The following is a 20,801-nucleotide window of genomic DNA, read 5'->3' as shown; positions in this document are numbered from 1 at the left end:
TGGCACTCAAATTGCCGCAATGCGATAGTATCTTCCGCGCAACGTTTGCCCCGCCGCAATCAATGTGCGATGTGATTCACACTTTCACATTGCAAGGCAGGGCCTTCGCCGCAGCGGAACGCGAGGACGGCGGAACCGGCCCCCAAGGGGCAACCTTTCAAGGTATTTCCAAGGATTGAATGTGGCTTATGTAAGCAGGATGTCGAAGGTTCTCTGGGGTGAAGGGCTGTTCCTGCGGCCCCAGCATTTCCAGCGCCAGGACGCGTATCACGAGGCACGGCTGCAGGATCTTTCGCAGACGCTGCACCCGTACGCGTGGGGCGCGCGCCGCGTGCGTTTCGACCCCCATGCCTTGTCCGGCGGCACGTTGAGGCCGCTCGATCTGTCGGCGGTGTTTCCCGATGGCGAAACCTACGATGCCCCCGCCCACGACAGCCTGCCGGACGCGGTGTCGCTGCAGGATCTGCCGCCTGGCGTGCAGTCCACGGTGATCTACCTGGCACTTCCGCTGCTGCGCGATGACGGCGCCAACTGCACCGATGCGGAAGGCACCGTGCTTGCGCGCTATCGGCAGGCCAACCGCGATACGCAGGACCTGTTCACCGATGCGGTGGAGGCCGAACTGGCCTACCTGAGCAAGGCGGTGAAGCTGCTTACCGACGACCAGCCCCGTGATGCCTATGCCACCGTGCCGGTGGCGCGTGTGCGCCGCACCTCCAGCGGCGGCTTCGAGCTGGACGATGAGTTCATCCCGCCCTGCGCGCAGCTGCAGGCCTCGCCGTTCCTGCATCGTGAACTGCGTGCGGTGCTCGATGCGCTGCAGGCCAAGGTCGATGCGCTGTACGGGCTGCATCGGCAGACGTCGCAGAACATCATCGAATTCCGCTCGGGCGACATCGCGTCGTTCTGGCTGCTGCATACGATCAACAGTTCCTTCAGCGCGCTGGCCCATCTGCTGCATCATCCGCAGCTGCATCCCGAGCGCCTGCACCAGGAACTGCTGCGCATGGCGGGCGCACTGCTGACCTTCTCCAACGCCTACCAGCTGGGCGACCTGCCGGTGTACCGCCACGACCAGCCGGAAGCTTCGTTCCGCAAGCTGCTGGAGATCGTGCGGGCACTGCTGGATACGGTGATCTCCACGCGCTACTTCAAGATCGCGCTGAACGAGGTCAAGCCGTCCTACCACCTCGGTCGGCTGGACTCGCAGCGGATCGACGGGAATGCCTCGTTCTACCTGTCCGTCTCCGCCTCGCTGCCGGCGCAGGAGCTGATCCAGAGCGTCCCGGTGCGCTTCAAGGTCGGCGCGCCGGACGACGTCGAGAAGTGCGTGCTGTCCGCACTGCCAGGCGTGAAGCTTACCCACGCCGCGCAGGTGCCGGCAGCGATCCCGGTGCGCCCGGGCAGCCATTACTTCGAATTTGATTCGCGCGGTGCGCTGTATGAGCGCATGCTCAAGGCGCAGTCGGTGATGATCTATGTGCCGGCCGGCATTGCCGAGCTGAAGATGGAACTTGTGGCGGTGACCTCATGATGAATTCCCCCCTGCCCCCGACCCCGGGCCCGATGCCGTCGCTGACCGCCAATGGCGCGATGGTCAATCCGACGCCGCAGGCGGCTAATCCGCAGAGCCTGCAGGATCTGATGTCCGACGGCTTCTACCTGCTGCTTCTGCTCAAGCGTGGCCAGTTGCCGCACGACGCAGAGGGCTTCGTGCAGACGGTGCAGAAGTTCCTCGATGGCGTCGAACGCAACGCGATGCGGCTTGGCGTGGCGTCCGAAGATGTCTACGCCGCCAAATACGCGTTCTGCGCCGCGGTGGATGAGGCGATCCTGTCGCAGCCGTCGCCGCTGCACGAAACCTGGGAACGCAATCCGCTGCAGTTGCGCCTGTTCGGCGAGCACCTCGCCGGCGAGCACTTCTTCGACCGGCTGGAAGAACTGCGCCGCCAGGGCGCGGCGCGCCTGCCGTCGCTGGAGGTCTATCACTACTGCCTGCTGATGGGCTTCGAGGGCAAGTACCGTATCGAAGGCACCGAGAAGCTGGGCTATCTGACCGCGCGCCTGGGTGACGAGATCGTCTACCTGAAGGGCAAGCGCCACGGCTTCGCCCCGCACGCGCTGCCGCCCGACAACGTGCGCCATGGCCTGCGCCGGGTCGTGCCGCTGTGGCTGCCGGCCGTGGTTGTCGGCTGCTTCGGCATCGTCGCGTTCTTCGGCATGCGCGCCTACCTCGGACACGAAACCCGTCAGCAGCTGGCCGCCTACAACGACGTGGTGCAGATGCCCGAGCGCACCGCCCACATTACGATCACCCTCCCATGAGCCTGACGATATGGACATCTCGCGCTCCACGCTGCTTGCTTCCCTCGCCTCGCTGTCGCATCGGGATCGCCTGATCCAGCTCAAGGGCCCTGACGAGGGCCTTGTGGTCGAGCGGTTTGAAGGCACCGAATCGGTGTGCGGTGACAACCGCCTGCAGATCGACTGCCTGGCCACCGATGCGTTCCTGGAACTGGAGCCGTGGCTGGAGCAGCCGCTGACCCTGCAGCTGCGCCAGGCCGATGGCGCGCTGCGGCAGTGGCACGGGCTGTGCACCGAGGCGGCGCAGCTGGGAAGCGACGGCGGGCTGGCCCGCTACCGGCTCACCCTCGAACCCTGGACCGCCCTGCTGCGCCTTCGCCGCAACGCAGTGATTTTCCAGGACCAGGACACCCGCGCGATCTGCGAGCAGATCTTCGCCGACTACCCGCAGGCCGCCTTCCGCTTCGACGTGCAGGCCCAGTTGCCGGCCCGCGCGATCACCACCCAGTACCGCGAAACCGACTGGGCCTTCGTCACCCGCCTGCTGTCCGAGGCTGGCCTGGCCTGGCGCATCGAGCAGGCGCAGGAGGGCGATGCCGCCCACACCCTGGTGGTGTTCGAGCCCGGCGCCGGACTGCCCGATGTGGGCCGCGTGCGTTTCCATCGCGCCGACATGGCCGAGAGCAGCGATGGCATCACTGCCTTCGCCGAACGCCAGCAGCTGGTGCCCAACGCCAGTACCGTCGCCAGCTGGCACAGCGAACAGGTCAACGCCGTGGCGGCGCAGTCCAGTGCCGATGCCGGCACCCTGCCCGCGCTGGAGGTCTATGTGCAGCCGCGTGCTGGTCGCTTCGCCCAGCCCGCCTGGGCCGACGCCGAAGCGCAGGCGCGGCTGGACGCACTGCGCGTTGGCCAGGTGCTGTACAGCGGCAGCGGCAGCGAGCGCCAGCTGGCCGCAGGCAGCACCTTCAGCCTGGCCCAGCATCCGCAGCATGAGGGCCAGTGCTTCCAGCTGCTGGCCGTGCAGCATGTCGCCGTCAACAATCTGGACCAGGGCATCGCCGAGCTGCTCGGCAGTACCGATCTGGAGCGCGGCGCCTACCGCAACGCCTTCCTCGCCACCGGCGCCGGAGTGCCGCTGCGCGCCCTGCCGCAGGACCGCCCCACCCTGCATGGCCCGCAGACCGCACGCGTGGTGGGTGTGGCCAATGCGGCCGTCAGCCCGAACCGCGAACACCAGGTGCGCATCCAGTTCGGCTGGCAGCGCGGCAGCCAGCCCAATCCGGGCGGTCTGACCGACACCGGCAGCGCCCAGACCGGCCATGCGCCCGGCGACCACACCAGCGGCAGCTGGGTGTCGGTGGCCGAATGGGTGGCCGGCCCGAACTGGGGCACGGCCTTCCTGCCGCGCATCGGCAGCGAAGTGCTGGTGGAATTCCTGCACGGTGACATCGACCAGCCGCGCGTCACCGGCCAGCTCTACAACGGTGAGGTCGCCCCACCCTTCGGCGGCGGCATCGATGAGAACGCGCGCCATCCCGGCGTACTCAGCGGCCTGCACACCCAGGCCCATGACGGCAGCGGCACCCAGCAATGGGTGATCGATGACACGCCGGGCCAGCTGCGTACGCGCCTGCACAGCTCGCTGGCCGACAGCCGGCTGGAGCTGGGCTACCTGATCGCGCACCAGAACACCGCCCGCGGCGCCCTGCGCGGCGAGGGCTTCGAGTTGGCCACGCAGGGCTGGGGCAACGTGCATGCGGCCGAAGGCCTGCTGCTGTCCGCCAGCGCGCAGGAGCGGGCCGCTTCCACGGTCATGGACAACGCCAGCGTGGTGGCGCAGCTCAAGGGCGCCGAGCGCAGCCTGGAGCAGATGCAGCAGACCCTGGCCCAGCAGCAGGTGCCCGGACTGGCCGAGTTCGAGCGCACAAAGCAGCTGCGCGAGCAGATCGATCCGCAGGCACAGGGACGCTACGAAGGCGAGGTCAACGGACAAAGCGCGATGAAGCCGGGCGGCGATGGCCGCAGCCCGGGTGACCAGCCGGTGGAGCGTCTGGCCAAGCCGCTGCTGCTGGCCGAAGCACCGCACCACATTGCCTGGACCACGCCAGCCAGCGCGGTGGCCTACGCCGGGCAGAACCTGCAGATGACGGTGCAGCAGGATCTGCACATCAGCGCAGGCGAGACCATCGCCACGGTGTCCGGCGAGCACGTCTCACTGTTCGCGCAGAGCGGCCCGCTGCGGGTGATCGCCGCCCAGGGCCCGGTCAGCCTGCAGGCCAACGATGGCGAACTGGAGCTGCTGAGCGACCAGGCACTGACCATCACCGCCACCGATGACCGCATCGATGTGCTGGCGCAGAGCAAAGTGGTGCTGCAGGCCGGCAGCAGCGCGATCACCCTGGAGGGCGGCAACATCACGTTCAGCTGCCCGGGCGAGTTCAAGGTGAAGGCGGGCGAGCATCCGTTCATGGGGGGGGGAAGTGATGCGCCGTCCATGCCGGTACTTCCCAGTGGGCTGTACTCGTTCAAGGAAAGCCTGCGCTTCGCGCTGGAAGGCGCCGATGTACTGGCCACGGAAATGGGGTGGAAGGACAAGGCCTACCGCATCTTCAACAACGAAGGCGAACAGGTCGCCAGCGGAACCATCGGTGAGGACGGTCGGTTGCCCCGCGTGATGGCCGATGGCCTGGGTCGGCCGCTGACCTTGGAGGTTGGCGATGACACCTGGGAAATGTTGGTGTCGGCGCCGGGCCGCCCACCCGAGAATGACGGCGACACACCCGACAGCGACGGCAGCGACCCCTTCCTCGGGAACCTGGACGCGGCCGATGCGACCGGCGCCCTGACGTCCGAACAGATCCTGGAACTGCTCAACGAACCCCCGTCATCAACATGATCATCCGACACTTCCTGCTGCTGCTCGCATTGTGCATGGGCCCCTCCGCCAATGCGCAGCAGTACTCGACCGGCAGCACTGACATCAAGACCGCTCAAGGTACGTTGCGCGTGAATTCCGGGTATGTCAGTCATTCCAATGCCCACAGTTTCCATGTTTACAGCTTCCAGTACCGTCCGATTGCCAACGAAGCCGTGTGGAACCAGCTTCCGCTGCTCGCACGCAACGATGCGCCGCCGGTGGATTTCCTCGTAAAGGCGACGGCCACGGCTGACTTCCCGCTCCGCGATGCGCGTGTGCGGGTCGAGGCGGGCAAGGTGGTCCTCTACATCGCTGAGTTGTCCTTCAAGGACACGCCATACGACGACGACGCTGCCGTCGAGCTGAAACGCTACCTTCTCAAGCAGCAGCCCGACGAGGAGCGCTGGGTACTGGTGCTCGATTCCACCCGCCGTCTGCCCCAGGGCGTTGATGTCGCACAGGCCCTGAGCACGCTGACGCCCCGATAGGACGACACGGAATGCCTACCTACATCAGCGCGGTTTTCAACAAGGATACGCGCACTGTGGAGTTCACCGCCGACAACGGTGACAAGCTCATCCGCAGTGGCGGCTCGCTGGCTTGGCTGCTCAACAACCCCGGCAACCTGCGTCCAGGCGGAAAGTACGCCAAGATGATCGGCCAGGCCGATACGAAGAGCGGCAAGTTCGCCATTTTTCCTACGGCCGAGGATGGCCGCGCCGAGAAGCGCGCACTGCTGCGCCGCAAGTACAACGACATGACGTTGTACAACGCCATGCATACCTATGCACCGGAATCGGAAAACGACACAGCGGCCTATCTGGCATACGTGCGCAAGCGATCTGGTGCCACCGACCAGACGGTCATCAAGGACATGACCGATGAGCAGTTCAACGGCATGATCGCTGCGATGGAGCAATATGAGGGCTTCAATGCAAAGCCTGAGACACGCAAGGAACGGATCGTGCACGCCACGCAGGTCACCTTGTCTGACGGCGCCCGACCGATGCCGGCAACGCCCGTGATCGTGCGTAGCAGCAATACGGGCGAGAAGAAGGTCACCACCAATGAGCACGGGGCGCTGCCGACATTCATCACCCGCCAGCCAGGAGAAGTGATAGAGCTCTTCCTTGAGGAATCAGGCAAGATTGGAAGCCGAATCGGCCAGTTTGCGCTTCAGCAGGCCTCAGCGTCCCTGGTATTTGCGCGCAACATGATGACGGTCGGCGGGAATTCGCAACCACACACTCCAACGCAGCCCAGCAAGGAGAAGCGCACACCGCTGCGCTACGTGGTGCAGCCAGGCGACACTCTCGCCTCGATCGCCAGCAGGTTCAAGACCTCAGTTGACGATCTGGTGAGCAACAACCATATCCGCAACCGCAACCGCATCTATCCCGGTCATGTGGTTTGGATCTACGGAAAGGCGCCGGCTGACGCAGCCAACGACGGCGCCCCGGCGACTCCAACAAGGTCACGTCAAGCCAGCTACAGCGTTCGCTCCGGCGACACGCTGAGCCGAATTGCAGACCGCCATCACACCAGCGTCGATGCGCTGATGGCCGCCAATCCGTCGATCAGCAATGCCAATCGAATCAACCCTGGCCAGAAAATCACGCTGCCTGTTGGGGTCGAAGCCGTGCCCCCGTCAGCGGCCGGGTCTTCCCGGCGAGCGGGCAACAGCGGGAATCCGCAAACGTCTGATCGGCCCTCGCTGGTGAAGCCTCCGCCGGAAACACCTGCTGCTGCTGTGCGGCCGCCGGCGTCAGTACAGGCACGGGATACCCGAAGTCGCGAGGGCGAAGGCCACCCAATCGCAATCATTCCGTTTTCGCAGAAGCGCGCACCTTGGGTGGAGCACGCCTATGCACAGGCGCGCAAATGGGCGGGCAAGAAAGAGGCTGAGATCAGCCGCACCATCAACTTCCATTCCGAACTCGGCTACGGGAAGCAGTTCACTACGCTGGCCGGAAGCTCCAACGCTTGGTGCGCATCGTTCGTGAACTGGTGCCTTCGCACGGCCGGATACGCTATATCATCTCCACACCCGTACCGCGCGCGTTCGTTCGCCGCCGACACCACGCGCTTCAGCCAGATCGACGAACCGGTGTTCGGCGCGGTAGCCCTGGTCGGTACGTCGCACGTAGGGTTCGTCTACGCCATGGACCGCGGTCGACCTGTGCTGCTGGGTGGCAACCAGAGCGACCAGATCAATTTTGTCCGCTTCAACCCTGCAACGCTGCGTTACTACGTGCCGAAAAGCTATCTGCCATTCGCGCAGAAGGAACTCAAGGAAACCAAACTCGATGAACTGGCAGCCACGGACCTCAACGCGGCGCTCGGCATTGTCGTGGCCAAAAAGGCTGGCGACAATACGCGCTGATCAGCTGCGACTTGCCGTGCTGGCCGTGCTTGCACTCGGTGCAGTCGGCTGCGGTGCGCCGTCCTCACCGGTTGCAGATGCAGCAGACGATGCCGCAACGAATGCACACGCACTTCCCGGGCAGGTTGAGGCCGTGCCCGCTGGTCGACTGGAGCTGTTGCCCGCCCTGGCAGATGCGGAACTGAAAGACCTCTACTCGGGCACGCTGCTGAAGCAAGTGGTGTTCAATGACATCGACGGGCCGGGCCTGCTGCTTCTTTCGCGCAGCGAGCAGACAGTGCCGGCGCAGGGCGATGAAGAGGCGATCGATCAGATCACGCTGCGTGCGGAGCTGTTCCGGCGCGCCGGACAAGCGGCTCCTTGGGCCTCGCGGTGGAGCGTGGAAGATCCGGTTCAATGCGAAGGTCTGGATCTGGAGGCCGGCTACTTCCTGGACCAGGTGACTGCAACGGACCTGGACAAGGATGGCCGCGCCGAGTTGACGCTGGCCAGCCACAGCTTCTGCGGTGGCGGCGTCGATCCGCAGCAGCTGCGCATTGGGCTTCGCCAGGGCGAGCAGTATTACGAAGTACGTGGTGAATCGCTGGTGGAGGTGGAAGGCGATGAACCCTTCGGCGGCGACCGGCAGGACGATCCCGCGCTGGCTTCGGCTGCGCCCGTGCTTCGCGCGCACGTAGACAAGGTGTGGGAGGCGATCAAGCGCGGAAGTTCACCGTGACGTCGTCACGATGGCAGCGCCTGCATCAGGCTCTCCTGCTGCTGGCGCTCTCCGCTGCCGCGGACGTCGCCATCGCGCGCACTCCGCCGCCCGGCTCGCTGCAACGCGCGTGTGCAACCGCCATCGATGACAGGATCGAACTGGTACCGGTGGAGGGGAAGCGCGTCAGTGCATGTCCACCGGGGAATGACGAGGACTGCCCATACAGCGGTCAGCGGGGAAAGACCTTCTTGAACGACACGCCCGATCTCAACAACGACGGGCGCGAGGACGCGATCCTCACCTACTTCGGCAGCAGCTACGGCGATGTCGATGTCATCGATAAACTGATCCTTGCCCAGTGTGCGGATGGAACCTATATCCGTCTGTTGGAGGGCAGGTTCACGACATTGACGGCCCCTGTCGCGCCGCATGCTGCCTGGCCAGCACTGGACGCGACACGGGACTGCCCGACTGGGCAGAATGGCACCATCCGTACCGGGAAGATCCAGCTGCAGTTCGACCCGGCGACGATGCGCTATCGCGGTCCAGCCGGCATTGACCTGATCCAGGCCTGCAGTGAATAGCGACAGATGCGACGCGAAACCGATAGGCCGAATGCCAGGATGATGCTGGGTTGACTCGCAACGTGCAGACGCGCTCCATGCGCTCCGCAGGCGTGAAGGGTCACGGCCAGGACGCGCCAACCTCGTCAGTGCCTGTGCTCCCGAGCCCCCTCCTTTGATCCAACGCATGCCGTCGCCACGGGCAGGGTGCTATGGTGGCGCCACCATCTCGCAGGAGCGCCGCTCATGACCCGTTTCCGTTCCGTCGGCCTTGCACTGGCCGCAGTCGCCACGCCGATGCTGCTCGCCGCCTGTGTGAGTACGCCCGGGCCGGAGGTGAAGGGCACCGGCCGCTGCGACGCCAGCCAGCTTGGCTGGGCAATCGGCCAGCCGGGCAATGAGGAGAACATGCGTCGTCTGTCGCGTGAGAGCGGCGCCGGCCTGGTCAACCCGATCGGCCCGACCACGATTACCACCAAGGATATCCGTCCGGATCGCCTGCGCGTCTACATGGACAAGGACAACATCATCACCGCAGCCCGCTGCGAGTAACCACCGCGCGGGCTTCTGTAGAGCCGAGCCCACGCTCGGCTGCTGTTCAGTGGCAGCCGAGCGTGGGCTCGGCTCTACACAGAACGCGCGTCGGGCATGGACCAGCGTGACAGGGCTCAGGGTTCGGTATAGCCCGCACAATCCGGCAGTGGCTGGTCGGGGTGAAAACGGCCTCACTGAAACGGAAAAGACGCGAATAGCTGCACGCGGGATCCTGCTCGGTGCGCAGGTCCTTCGTCTTCAACGGCCCCTTCGCCAGCGAATCCTCGAAACGCGATGCACCTGCGGGGAAGCGGGTCGCCACCGTCTGGTAACGAAGCACCGGCATGCCCTGCACTGCCGGATCCAGCCCCAGCTTTGCCGAGAATCCATACTCATCGTGGCAGGCACCGGCACGCTGCCTGATGTCCTGCTCGCTGAAGCAGGCACGGATCATCGCGTTGCCCACCCACGGCACGGTCAGCACATCATCGTCCACCTGGATGCCATCCTGCAGGTGGCGCACGCGTGCCAGCTGCAGCGTCGATGCGTCTGCCCCACCGCCGGAGTACATCATGCTGAAGGTGACCGTGGCGCCTACCAGTACGTTCTGGCGGGCACGCGGCTGCGGGTCAATCACGTCCTCATCCGCGCCGACACCGGGTGCCAGGCGTACGATCCACGGCCACAGCTTCAGTTCGCTTTCCTGCGGCACGTCAATGCGGACGTGGTAGCTGTGCGGCTTGCCCTGGCCCGGCACCTTCTCAAGCACTTCCAGCACGGTGGGCCGCTTCCCCTCTTCGGCCACCGGTTGCACGCGTACGCACCAGTTGCCGTCCCGGGTGCACTCATAAAGTCCTGCCGGGCCTGCCTCCCGGGTGATCAGCACCTGCCCCAGCGGCTCCATCACATTGCCGGCCGCATCGCGCTGCTGTGGCAGGATCGAGCCCTGCGCCAACACCAGGATCGGGGCGGCCAGCAGTGCAGCACACGTGGTCGTGCGGACAACGATGGAGGGCATGGGCGGCTCCTGCGGCTGGAAGTCCGATGGTAACCGTTGCCCGGGTAGAGTCGAGCCATGCTCGACTGCTGCCTGCCGGGAAGTGCAGCCGAGCACGGGCTCGGGTCTACATCATCCGCAGTCGCAGCCACCCCAGCCCTTGGCCTTCGAAGTCTGCCCGATGCCCGGGTTGAAGGTGTTGCTCGGGTCCAACTGTCGGTAGAACCCAGCCAGCGCCGGCTTGGCCGGGTACAGGTGACCGACGTTGTGCTCGGCCGGATACTCGGCCCCGCGCCGGTCGAGCAGTGCCCACATCGCGTGCTCGATCGCCATCGGATCTTCGCCCTTGCGTGCAATGTAGTCCTGGTGGAACACGTGGCACAGGAAGTGGCCGTAGTACAGTTTGTGCAGCAGGCGACTTTCGATGGCGGCGGGCAGCTGCTCGAACCAGTCTGCGTCGTCGCGACGCAATGCGATGTCGAGCGCGACGATGTCCTGCACCTGTTGACGATGCACCTCGCGATAGCGCACGGCAGCACCGGCCACGGCAAAACGATGCAGGAAGGCCTTGCGCCCTTCTTCGGCCGTGCAGTGGAAATAGCCGCCTTCGTGCTCGGCGAAGAATTGCTGCAACCAGGCCTCGGTCTCCGCTGCATCCTGTGCGGAGACCTTCAGCAGCAGATGATGCTCGTAACGCTGCCGGAACTCGCCCATGCGCTGGGGCAGGTGCGAGGGCAACAGGCCGGTCAGCACCTGCATCACCCGGTCGGTCACGCCGCGCAGGCCCAGCCGCTCAAACCAGCCGTCAACCCTGCTCTTCAGTGCGAATGCTGCGGGCACCCGTGCGGTCCCGAGCCGGTCGATCAGCAGGAATGTGTCCTTTCCATAGCGCTCGCCGATATCGTAGGCGTCTCGGTGGATGTACTCACCGGCGATCGGCAGGCGATCGAAGCCGGTCAGCAGTTGGCGGCGGATGGCGGTGAAACTCCCGGTACGGTTACTGCCGATGTAAAAGACCTCGGCGGGCTCCTTCTCAAACGTATCCAGGCGCACCGCGAACACCGCCAGTTTGCCGGCTGAACCCGCCGCTTCGTAGTGACGACCGGGATCGGCATTGAAGCGCGCCGGTGTATCGGCATCGACCCTGCGCACCTCGTCGGCGTAGCGCGGGTCGGACGCGGAACGGCCGTCGCCGTCGCTGACATCGGCGGCATCGTAGTCACCGGCCTGCAAGCGCTGCAGGATCTGCTCGGGCGTATCGCCCAGCGCGATGCCCAGGTGGTTGACCAGCTGCAACCGGCCCTGCGCATCAACCTGCGCATATAGCGCCAGCTCGGTATAAGCGGGGCCACGCCGCACCAGCGCACCGCCGGAGTTGTTGCAGATGCCGCCCAGCACCGAGGCGCCGATGCAGGACGAGCCGATCACCGAATGCGGCTCGCGCCCCAGCGGCGCCAGCGTCTGCTCCAGCCGGTCCAGGGTGGCGCCCGGCAGACACACCACCTGGCGGCCTTCGTTCAGCAACTGGATGCCGGTCAGGCGCAGGGTGCTGACCAGCACGACCGGGCGCCCATAATCATTGCCATCCGGGGTCGAGCCGCCGGTCAGGCCGGTATTGGCGGCCTGCAGGATGATCGCTGCCCCACCCTGCACTGCCGCCTGCAGCACACGCCACAATTCCAGCAACGTGCCCGGACGCACCACGGCCAGCACCGCGCCGTCGCCGAAGCGATAGCCCCGGCGGAAGCGGCGGGTCGCCTTGTCGCGGGTCAGCACATGGCGGCTGCCGACAGCAGCACGCAGCTGCGACAGCATGGCCCCGTGGCCAGTCATGGCAGGCGCACCAGTGAATCTCGGCCGATGTCGGCAATGCGGTGTGCGCCGGTCAGCGTCATTGCCACGCGCATCTCCTTGGCGATCAGGTCCAGCAGGTTGGCCACGCCGGCCTCACCCTGCGCCGCGAGCGCATAGACGAAGGCACGTCCCAGCAGCACGGTGTCAGCGCCCAGCGCCAGCATGCGCACCACGTCCAGTCCGGTGCGGATGCCGGAATCGGCGAGGATCTTCAGGTCGCCCTGTACCGCGTCAGCGATGGCCGGCAGCGCGCGTGCGGTGGACAGCACACCATCGAGCTGGCGCCCCCCGTGATTGGAGACCACGATGCCGTCGGCACCGAATGCAACCGCGTCGCGTGCGTCTTCCGGGTCGAGGATGCCCTTGATCACCATCGGTCCCTTCCAGAACTCGCGGATCCATTCCAGGTCCTTCCACGAAATGGATGGATCGAAGTTGCTGCCCAGCCAGCCGATATAGTCCTCCAGCCCGGTGGGGTTGCCGCGATAGGTGGAGATGTTGCCGAGATCGTGCGGACGTCCGAACAGACCCACGTCCCAGGCCCAGCGCGGATGGGTGATGGCCTGGCCGATGCGGCGCAGCGGAGCATTCGGACCGCTCATGCCGGAGTGCGCGTCTCGATAGCGCGCACCCGGTACCGGCATGTCCACGGTGAATACCAGCGTCGTAACGCCCGCCGCCTGGGCGCGCTCCAGGGCGTTGCGCATGAAGCCGCGATCGCGCAGCACGTACAGCTGGAACCACATCGACCGCTGGATCGCCGGGGCCACTTCCTCGATCGGGCACACCGACACGGTGGACAGGGTGAACGGAATGCCGCGGCTGTCAGCTGCCCGCGCCGCCTGCACTTCACCGCGGCGTGCATACATGCCGGTGAGGCCGACCGGCGCCAGTGCCACCGGCATCGCAAGCGTCTCGCCGAACAGCTCGGTCTCCAGGCTCAGGTCGGACATGTTGCGCAGGATGCGCTGGCGCAGTGCGATGTCGGACAGATCCGAAACGTTGCGCTTCAGCGTGTGCTCGGCATAGGCGCCGCCATCGATGTAGTGGAACAGGAACGGCGGCAGCCGGCGTTTGGCTGCGGCGCGGTAATCGGTGGAGGCGGAGATGATCATGGGGTCAACCGTGTGGGGAAGGCAGGCGCGAGGCCCGCGCGCGCCGGGCTTCGTTGTCGTCGAGCGTGCGCAGCGTGGTGTGCACGAACTCGAGGTGGGCATGCGCGGCGGCGCGCGCGCGCTCCGGATCACCGGCCAGCACGGCATCCATCATCTCGCGGTGCTGGTCGGACAACGGCGAGAAGGTCCTCGCCGAGGTATAGAGTTTCTCGCGGCTCTGCGAGATGTTGGTCTGCAGCAGATCGAACAGGCCACGCATCACCTGCAGCAGCACCAGGTTGTGCGACGCTTCGGCGATGGACAGGTGGAAGGCCGCATCGGCCTCCGCCTCGCCTGAAGGATCATCCTTGCCATGCGCATCCATCATGGTCTGGAAGGCCTGGGCGATGCGTGCCCGATCCTCATCGGTGGCACGCAGCGCTGCATGCCAGGCCGTCGCTCCTTCCAGCGCGTGACGGATCTCCAGCACGTCGAAGCGGTATTCCGGGTCGCCCTGGAACAACGGCAGGTACGGAGCCAGGGGTTCATCCAGCGCCTGCCGCGCGCGCGTGGCCGGCTCCGCCACGTAGGTGCCGCCGCCCACGCGTGCGCTCAGCAGGCCCTGGCTGGACAACTGCGCGATGGCCTCGCGCAGCGCCGTGCGCGAGACACCCAGCTGCACAGCCAGCGCGCGCTCGGCCGGAAGCCGGTCACCCGGCTGCAGCTGCCGCTCCTGCACCAGACCACGCAGCTGCGCGGCCACCTTGTCTGAAATCCGTTGCGTGCTCATGGCGCCATTGTGGCCCGAAGCGCCTGGCAGGTGCGGCCCATGCTGCGCGGATAGGTCGTCGGCTGCATGGCTCAGGGAATCATCCAGGTCAGCCAGTACGCCTGCGCGGTGGTGATCAGGCCGACCATCACGGTGAAGATCAGACTGTGCTTGACAGTGAAGCGGAACAGGTCCGATTCCTTGCCGGCCAGGCCGACCGCGGCGCAGGCGATGGCAATCGACTGCGGCGAGATCATCTTGCCGGTGACGCCGCCGGTGGTGTTGGCCGCCACCAGCAGCACCTCGGACACGCCGATCTGCTGCGCAGTGGTGGCCTGCAAGGCCGAAAACAGCGCGTTGGAGGACGTGTCCGAGCCGGTCAGGAACACGCCCAGCCAGCCCAGGAACGGCGAGAAGAAGGTGAATGCCTTGCCGGTGTGGGCCAGCGCCAGCGCCAGCGTGGCCGACAGGCCCGAATAGTTGGCGATGAAGGCGAAGGCCAGCACCATGCCGATCGAATAGATCGGTGTGCGCAGCTCGCGCACGGTCTCGCCGAAGGTCTGCAGCGCCGCCTTGGCCGGCATGCGCAGGGCGATGATGGCAATCACTGCGGCGAGGATGATCGACGTGCCTGTGGCCGAGAACGCGTCGAATTTATAGACCGCCTCGTAGCTCAACGGCGCAGGCACGATCGGTGGCATCTTCTGCACCATCTGGTCCAGGCCCGGCACCGGGATCTTCAGCACCCAGCTTTCCAGCGGGCCACCCGCCGCGAACAGCGACTTGAACGGCTTGATGCTCCACAGCGTGACCATCGCGGTAAGGATCAGGAACGGCGACCAGGCCTTGGCGATCTGGCCAACGCTGTAGCGCGGCGCTTCCAGCGCCTGGGCAGCCGCCTCAGCGCTGGTTTCGGTATCGAAGCGGAAGATCCGTACCGGCTTCCAGCGGCGCAGGAACAGGGTCAGGCACACCAGCGACGCCAGCGACGCGGTGATGTCCGGCAGCTCCGGCCCGATGAAGTTGGAGGTCAGGTACTGGGCAATGGCGAACGACCCGCCGGCCACCAGCACAGCCGGCCAGGTTTCCCTGACGCCACGCCAGCCATCCATGATCGCCATGATCCAGAACAGCACGATGATGGTCAGGAACGGCAGCTGGCGACCGGCCATCTGGCCGATCTCGAAGGCCTCCAGCCCGGTGACCTGTCCCGCCACGATGATCGGAATGCCCATCGCACCGAATGCCACCGGCGCGGTATTGACGATCAGGCACAGGCCCGCTGCATACAGCGGCTTGAAGCCCAGCCCGACCAGCAGCGCTGCGGTGATCGCCACCGGCGCGCCAAACCCCGCCGCGCCTTCCAGGAAGGCACCGAAGGCGAAGCCGACCATCAGCATCTGCAGGCGCTGGTCTTCGGTCACCGACAGGATCGAAGCGCGGATGATGTCGAACTGCCCGGTCTTGACCGAGACCTTGTACAGGAACACCGCGCCGATGATGATCCAGGCGATCGGCCACAGCCCGTAGACGAAACCGAAGCCGGCCGCTCCCAACGCCTGGGTCAGCGGCATGCGGTAGAACAGCAGGGCCACGGCCAGTGCGATGGCCACGGTGATCGTGCCGGCCAGCCAGCCTTTCATGCGCAGCACGGCCAGGGCAACGAAGAAGAACGCGATCGGCAGCAACGCGATCAGGCTGGACAACCACAGGTTGCCGGCGGGGTCGTACAGGTGTTGCCAGGGCTGCATGGAGGCTCTCGACGGGGGGCGGAATGTTTCCCCACCGCATGCGATGGGACGCCGTGGTCACGGTTATTGGTATTACCAATAATCAGATTCATCGGACCACTTGAGGCCGATTGAACCGCCATTTCGACGAAGAGCCTATTAGACCATAGAGTTACCGGGCATATTGGTATTACCAATAAAGCGCCGCATGACAGAAGCTCGAAGGTGCTGCCCCGCTAGAGCCTGTCCGCCAACCGTCGCATCACCGCCAGCACCAGCAGGCACAGCACGCTCACACCAAGGGCAATGACGTACTTGCCGATGCCCACCGCAATCCCGATGGCGGCGGCCATCACCAGCGAACTGGCCGTGGTCAGCCCGCTGACCTGGTCCTCGCGGCTGCCACGCAGGATGGTGCCTGCGGCAACGAAGCCGACGCAGGCCACCACCGCTTCGATCAGGCGCACCGGGTCGACCTGCAGCAGGTCGCGGTAGCGCTCCTGCTGGAAATGCTCGGCCACGGAATCGCCGAGGCCCACGATGAGCGCTGCGGCGCCGGCAATCATCATGTGCGTGCGCAGGCCCGCCGCATGCTTGCCCATCTCGCGCTCGATACCGAGCACGCCACCGAACAGCATCGCGGCGGCCACGCGCAGCAGGATCGATACATCCTGGTTGAGTTCCATCGACGTCTCCGGGAGTTTCCCGGAGCGTTGCGCGTCAGCCGTCGGATCGCGGTGAAGGCCGCACCACGGCCCGTTCACCCGGTAGCGCCGGGCCATGCCCGGCACCACCGTCCCTGCGGTCACCGCATCACTGCGCCAGATAACCGCCATCGATCGCGTAATAGGTGCCGGTCGCGAACGAGGCATCGTCGCTGGCCAGCCAGGCCACCAGCGCCGCCACTTCCTCGGCCTTGCCCAGGCGCTTCAACGCGTGGCGGTCTTCCAGCGTGGCGCGCACCTTCGGATCCATCTTCTCCAGCAGCGGCGTGGCGATGAAGCCCGGCCCCACCGCGTTGACACGGATGCCATCGGCGGCATGCTCCCACGCTGCAGTCTGCGTCAGGCCGACCACACCATGCTTGGCTGCCACGTACGCGGTCGAACCGGCATAGCCCACCTGGCCCAGGATCGAGGCCATGTTGATGATGCTCCCGCCCTTCCCGGCCGCGCGCATGGCCTGGATCTGCGCACGCTGGCACAGGAATACACTGGTCAGATTCACATCGACCACCCGCTTCCAGCCATCGACGGGATAGTCGCCGCTGCTCGCCGCCGGACCGCTGATGCCGGCGTTGTTGACCGCGACGTGCACCCCGCCCAGCTCCTTCACTGTGCGCTGCACCGCCGCCTCCACGGCAGCCTCATCCGTGACATCCAGGGCGATGCCGATGGCGCGGCTGCCACGCCGGGCCAGCGCTTCCACGGTGGCGTCCACCGCGTCCTGCTTCAGGTCCCACACTGACACCGCAGCACCGGACGCTGCCAGCAGTTCGGCCACGGCCAGGCCGATGCCGGAAACGCCACCGGTCACGATCGCCGTCTTGCCGCCGAGCTGATAGTCGATCATCTGTGTTCTCCATCTATCGGGAATCGATGTGGACACGCGTCCACCCGCGACCCACGGTACGCCCCGCCGTGTTACGGCCGCGCCACTTCCAGGCGCTGCAACGAACCTTCCCATCGCTGCAACGCGTTCGACCGTATGCTCAACCTCACCCTCCCCTGCTGTGGAAACTCCAATGAATCCCGCTGACGCCCTGCTGTTCACGCCCACTCACCTGGGTGACATCGCTGCCGCGAACCGCATCGCCATGGCACCGCTGACGCGCAACCGCGCCCTGCCCGACCGCGTCCCTTCTCCGCTGGCGATCACCTATTACCGCCAACGTGCCAGTGCTGGCCTGATCATTGCAGAAGCCACCCAGATCAGCCCTCTGGGCCAGGGCTACCTTGATACGCCGGGTATCTACAGCGCCGAGCAGGTCGCTGCGTGGAAATCCATCACCGACGCGGTACACGCCGAAGGTGGCCGCATCGTGCTGCAGCTGTGGCATGTGGGTCGCATCTCCCACACCAGCCTGCTGCCGGAAGGCGAAGTGCCGGTGGCACCCAGCGCCCTCCGCGCCAACGGCAAGACCTTCACCGCCAATGGATTCGAGGATGTCTCCGCGCCGCGCGCATTGGCGCTGGAGGAGATCCCGCAACTCATCGAGGATTACCGCGTCGCCGCGCGCAATGCCATTGCCGCAGGCTTCGATGGCGTCGAGGTACATGCAGCCAACGGCTACCTGATCGACCAGTTCCTGCGCGATGGCAGCAACCATCGGGACGATGCCTACGGTGGAAGCATCGAGAACCGTACGCGGCTGCTGTTCGAGGTGGTCAGCGCGGTCGCCGAAGCAATCGGCGCCGCCCGCACCGGCGTGCGCCTGTCACCGGTCACGCCGGTCAATGATGCCCATGACAGCAACCCGCAACCGCTGTTCAACCTTGCAGTGGAGCGCCTGGACACGATCGACGGACTGGCCTTCATCCATGTCATCGAAGGTGCAACCGGTGGCGATCGGGACAACATCCCGTTCGACTACCCTGCGCTGCGCGCACGCTTCCGTGGTGCCTGGATCGCCAACAACGGATACGACGCTGAGCGTGCCGGGCAGGCCCTTGCCAGCGGCTATGCCGACATGATCGCGTTTGGTCGGTCCTTCATTGCCAACCCGGATCTGGTCGCTCGACTGCGCAGCGGTGCGCCGTTGGCCGAGCTCGACCCGGCCACGTTGTATGGCGGTGGCGAACACGGCTACATCGACTACCCGGCACTGGATGCCTGACGACGGCTGCATGCCCGGTCCACCGCGACCGGGCATGGCCCGGCGTTGCCCATGGAAGGTGGCGCCGGGCCAGGCCCGGCGTTGCCCGCCCCGTTTCAGTACACCGGCAGATCGATGTAGCTGGCCTGCGCCGCGCTGTGCCAGACCCGCTGCGTGGCCTTCTGGTAGTCGCCCGGCTTGGCCAGGTAGATGTTCGGCACATAGGTCTGCGGGTTGCGGTCATACAGCGGGAACAGACTCGACTGCACCTGCACCATGACCCGGTGCCCCTTCTGGAAGGTGTGGTTGGCGTTGGGCAGGTCGAAGCGGTAGGGCAGCACCTGGTTCGCCGCCAGCGGCTTCGGATCGCTGAAGCTTTCGCGGTAGCGGCCACGGAAGATCGCCAGTGACACCGGCAGCTCATAGCCGCCCATCTCCGGCGCCGAGGCCTCCTGGTCCGGATACACATCGATCAGCTTCACCACCCAGTCGCTGTCGGTGCCGCTGGTGGACGCCTGCAGGTGAACCACCGGCGCGCCGCCGATGCGCAGCGGCGCCGTCAGCGGTTCGGTGATGAAGGTCAACACGTCCGGGCGACCATCGACAAAGCGCTGGTCCTTGACCAGCCAGGTGGTCCACATGTCGCGGTCGCCGAAGCGGATCGGGCGCGGCACGAACGGCACCGGCTTGGCGGGGTCGGACACGTATTCCTCGAAGTCGCCCTCGCCCGCCGCCGGCGCCTGGAACGCCAGCTTGCCGCCGGCACGCAGATAAAGCGGTTTGCTGCTGGCGGCGCACCCCTGGTCGCAGCTGCGCGGCCAGCCCTTCAGGCGATCCCAGTGGTTTTCACCGGTGTTGTAGATCAGCACCGGCGGTGTGTCCGCCTTCGGCGCGCCGTCCACCAGGTACTGGTCGAAGAACGGCTTGAGCACATCGCGGCGGAACTGCAGCGCGGTATCGCCGTCGAACTTCAGCGCGCCCAGTTCGCTGGCGCTGTAGTTCACCTGGCTGTGCCGCCATGGCCCCATCACCAGATAGTTGCGGTCGTTGCCGCTATCGCGTCCTTCCATCGCCTGGTAGGCGTGGTTGGCACCCCACATGTCCTCCTGGTCCCACAGGCCCTGCAACCACAGGGTCGGCACCTTCAACGGCGTCTTGGCCATCACCGCATCCAGCGCCTGGCCCTGCCAGAAGGCGTCATACGCCGGGTGCTCGACCAGCTTCTTCCACCAGGTCAGCTGGTCCACGCCGGTGAAACGGGCGTAGTCGCCAGCCGAGCCGATGCGCAGGAACGTGCTGTAGTCGTCATAGCCCAGGCTCGGCAGCGGCGTGCCCTTGCCGCGCTTCTCGGTCTGCATCGCGAAGTAGTTGAAGTTGACCTGGCGGAAGGCACCGTAGTTGAGCCAGTCGTCGCCCATCCAGCCATCGACCATCGGGCTCTGTGGCGCCGCCACCTTCAACGCCGGATGCGGATCGGTCAACGCCATCACCACGGTGAAACCTTCATAGGACGAGCCCAGCATGCCGACCTTGCCGTTGCTCTCGGGCACGTGCTTCACCAGCCAGTCGATGGTGTCCCAGGCGTCGGTGGAGTGATCCACCTTGGTGTTGTTCAACGGCCCGCGCAGCGGCCGGGTCATCACGTAATCGCCTTCGGAGCCGTACTTGCCACGGATGTCCTGGAATACGCGGATGTAACCGCTGTCGACGAACACCTCGTCGCCCTGTGGCAGCAGGTCGCGCATGCGCGGCGAGTCACTGCGGTTGGCGCGGCCGGCAGCATCGTAGGGCGTGCGGGTCAGCAGGATCGGCGCGTTACGGGCGCCCTTGGGTACCACGATCACCGTATACAGCCTGGTGCCATCACGCATCGGCACCATCACCACGCGCTTGTCGTAGTCGCGCCCCACATCCGGGGCAACGAAAGGCTTGCCGCTGATGTCCGGGGTCATCGGCGGAGTATCGGCAGCCAGCACGCTGCTGGACAGGCAAAGGGCGATGGCTATTGCAACGGCACGCACACGCATGGACAACCCCTTCCGGCGGGAAAGTTCCAAGCCTACTCCTGCCCTGCCCTGTGAAGGGTGTGACGGCTTTGCATTCTGCGGCGGATGCGGGCAGGACTGATGGCACATGTG

The 20,801-nt window shown here is 65.8% G+C and carries 16 protein-coding genes and 1 pseudogene; 9 read left to right on the top strand and 8 right to left on the bottom strand.

Going from position 1 to position 20,801, the window contains the following annotated elements; translation table 11 throughout:
* Positions 1-199: 199 nt before the first annotated feature.
* The 8 genes from tssK to N5J29_RS18100 all read left to right on the top strand — a co-directional run bounded on the left by tssK (position 200) and on the right by N5J29_RS18100 (position 9,422).
* Positions 200-1,534 carry a type VI secretion system baseplate subunit TssK gene (gene tssK / locus N5J29_RS18135; RefSeq protein WP_053517623.1) on the top strand — a complete coding sequence of 445 codons (1,335 nt, stop codon included), beginning with the start codon at positions 200-202 and terminating at the stop codon, positions 1,532-1,534.
* The gene (gene icmH, locus N5J29_RS18130) at positions 1,531-2,325 is read left to right on the top strand and encodes a type IVB secretion system protein IcmH/DotU (protein ID WP_181452092.1); all 795 of its coding nucleotides are present in this window, start codon (positions 1,531-1,533) and stop codon (positions 2,323-2,325) included. Before tssK ends, icmH begins: the two co-directional genes overlap by 4 nt.
* 10 nt (positions 2,326-2,335) lie before the next feature.
* Positions 2,336-5,203, top strand: a complete 2,868-nt coding sequence (locus N5J29_RS18125) for a type VI secretion system Vgr family protein (protein ID WP_239519784.1) — start codon at positions 2,336-2,338, stop codon at positions 5,201-5,203.
* Positions 5,200-5,712 (top strand): hypothetical protein, encoded by a 513-nt coding sequence (locus N5J29_RS18120; protein ID WP_164151854.1) that lies wholly within the window; start codon positions 5,200-5,202, stop codon positions 5,710-5,712. Before N5J29_RS18125 ends, N5J29_RS18120 begins: the two co-directional genes overlap by 4 nt.
* An 11-nt stretch (positions 5,713-5,723) precedes the next feature.
* Positions 5,724-7,607 (top strand): TIGR02594 family protein, encoded by a 1,884-nt coding sequence (locus N5J29_RS18115; RefSeq protein ID WP_065182755.1) that lies wholly within the window; start codon positions 5,724-5,726, stop codon positions 7,605-7,607.
* Between the two features lie 133 nt (positions 7,608-7,740).
* A complete protein-coding gene (locus N5J29_RS18110) occupies positions 7,741-8,325 on the top strand; it encodes a hypothetical protein (protein WP_164151856.1) in 585 nt (194 codons plus the stop codon).
* On the top strand, positions 8,322-8,891 hold the full coding sequence (locus tag N5J29_RS18105; RefSeq protein WP_164151857.1) for a hypothetical protein: 570 nt from the start codon (positions 8,322-8,324) through the stop codon (positions 8,889-8,891). The genes N5J29_RS18110 and N5J29_RS18105 overlap by 4 nt, the downstream gene beginning before the upstream one ends.
* A 225-nt stretch (positions 8,892-9,116) precedes the next feature.
* Positions 9,117-9,422, top strand: a complete 306-nt coding sequence (locus tag N5J29_RS18100) for an I78 family peptidase inhibitor (RefSeq protein WP_053517630.1) — start codon at positions 9,117-9,119, stop codon at positions 9,420-9,422.
* 116 nt (positions 9,423-9,538) lie between these two features.
* Here the strand turns inward: N5J29_RS18100 and N5J29_RS18095 are convergent.
* From N5J29_RS18095 to N5J29_RS18065, 7 genes and pseudogenes are all read right to left on the bottom strand, one after another.
* A pseudogene (locus tag N5J29_RS18095) lies at positions 9,539-10,422 on the bottom strand (hypothetical protein).
* Positions 10,423-10,533: 111 nt separating this feature from the next.
* Positions 10,534-12,234 carry a D-lactate dehydrogenase gene (dld, locus tag N5J29_RS18090; RefSeq protein ID WP_164151859.1) on the bottom strand — a complete coding sequence of 567 codons (1,701 nt, stop codon included), beginning with the start codon at positions 12,232-12,234 and terminating at the stop codon, positions 10,534-10,536.
* Complete coding sequence (gene lldD / locus N5J29_RS18085) at positions 12,231-13,370, bottom strand: FMN-dependent L-lactate dehydrogenase LldD (protein WP_164151861.1); 1,140 nt, start codon at positions 13,368-13,370, stop codon at positions 12,231-12,233. Before lldD ends, dld begins: the two co-directional genes overlap by 4 nt.
* A 4-nt stretch (positions 13,371-13,374) precedes the next feature.
* On the bottom strand, positions 13,375-14,139 hold the full coding sequence (gene lldR, locus N5J29_RS18080) for a transcriptional regulator LldR (protein ID WP_053517636.1): 765 nt from the start codon (positions 14,137-14,139) through the stop codon (positions 13,375-13,377).
* A gap of 71 nt (positions 14,140-14,210) precedes the next feature.
* The gene (gene lldP / locus N5J29_RS18075; protein ID WP_065182750.1) at positions 14,211-15,869 is read right to left on the bottom strand and encodes an L-lactate permease; all 1,659 of its coding nucleotides are present in this window, start codon (positions 15,867-15,869) and stop codon (positions 14,211-14,213) included.
* A 215-nt stretch (positions 15,870-16,084) separates the two neighbouring features.
* A complete protein-coding gene (locus tag N5J29_RS18070) occupies positions 16,085-16,534 on the bottom strand; it encodes an MgtC/SapB family protein (protein WP_053517640.1) in 450 nt (149 codons plus the stop codon).
* A gap of 127 nt (positions 16,535-16,661) precedes the next feature.
* Positions 16,662-17,420 carry an SDR family NAD(P)-dependent oxidoreductase gene (locus N5J29_RS18065; protein WP_053517641.1) on the bottom strand — a complete coding sequence of 253 codons (759 nt, stop codon included), beginning with the start codon at positions 17,418-17,420 and terminating at the stop codon, positions 16,662-16,664.
* 172 nt (positions 17,421-17,592) lie between these two features.
* Between N5J29_RS18065 and N5J29_RS18060 the strand changes: the two genes are divergently transcribed.
* Positions 17,593-18,684, top strand: a complete 1,092-nt coding sequence (locus tag N5J29_RS18060) for an alkene reductase (RefSeq protein WP_164151863.1) — start codon at positions 17,593-17,595, stop codon at positions 18,682-18,684.
* A 95-nt stretch (positions 18,685-18,779) separates the two neighbouring features.
* Here N5J29_RS18060 and N5J29_RS18055 read toward each other — a convergent pair whose 3' ends face one another.
* The gene (locus tag N5J29_RS18055) at positions 18,780-20,690 is read right to left on the bottom strand and encodes a CocE/NonD family hydrolase (RefSeq protein WP_164151865.1); all 1,911 of its coding nucleotides are present in this window, start codon (positions 20,688-20,690) and stop codon (positions 18,780-18,782) included.
* Positions 20,691-20,801: the final 111 nt, after the last annotated feature.

The sequence above is a fragment of the Stenotrophomonas sp. GD03680 genome (assembly GCF_029844625.1).
Classification (GTDB): Bacteria; Pseudomonadota; Gammaproteobacteria; order Xanthomonadales; family Xanthomonadaceae; genus Stenotrophomonas; species Stenotrophomonas maltophilia_P.
The sequence above is the reverse complement of the archived record's forward strand: the minus strand, read 5'-3'. Positions and strand labels throughout refer to the sequence as shown.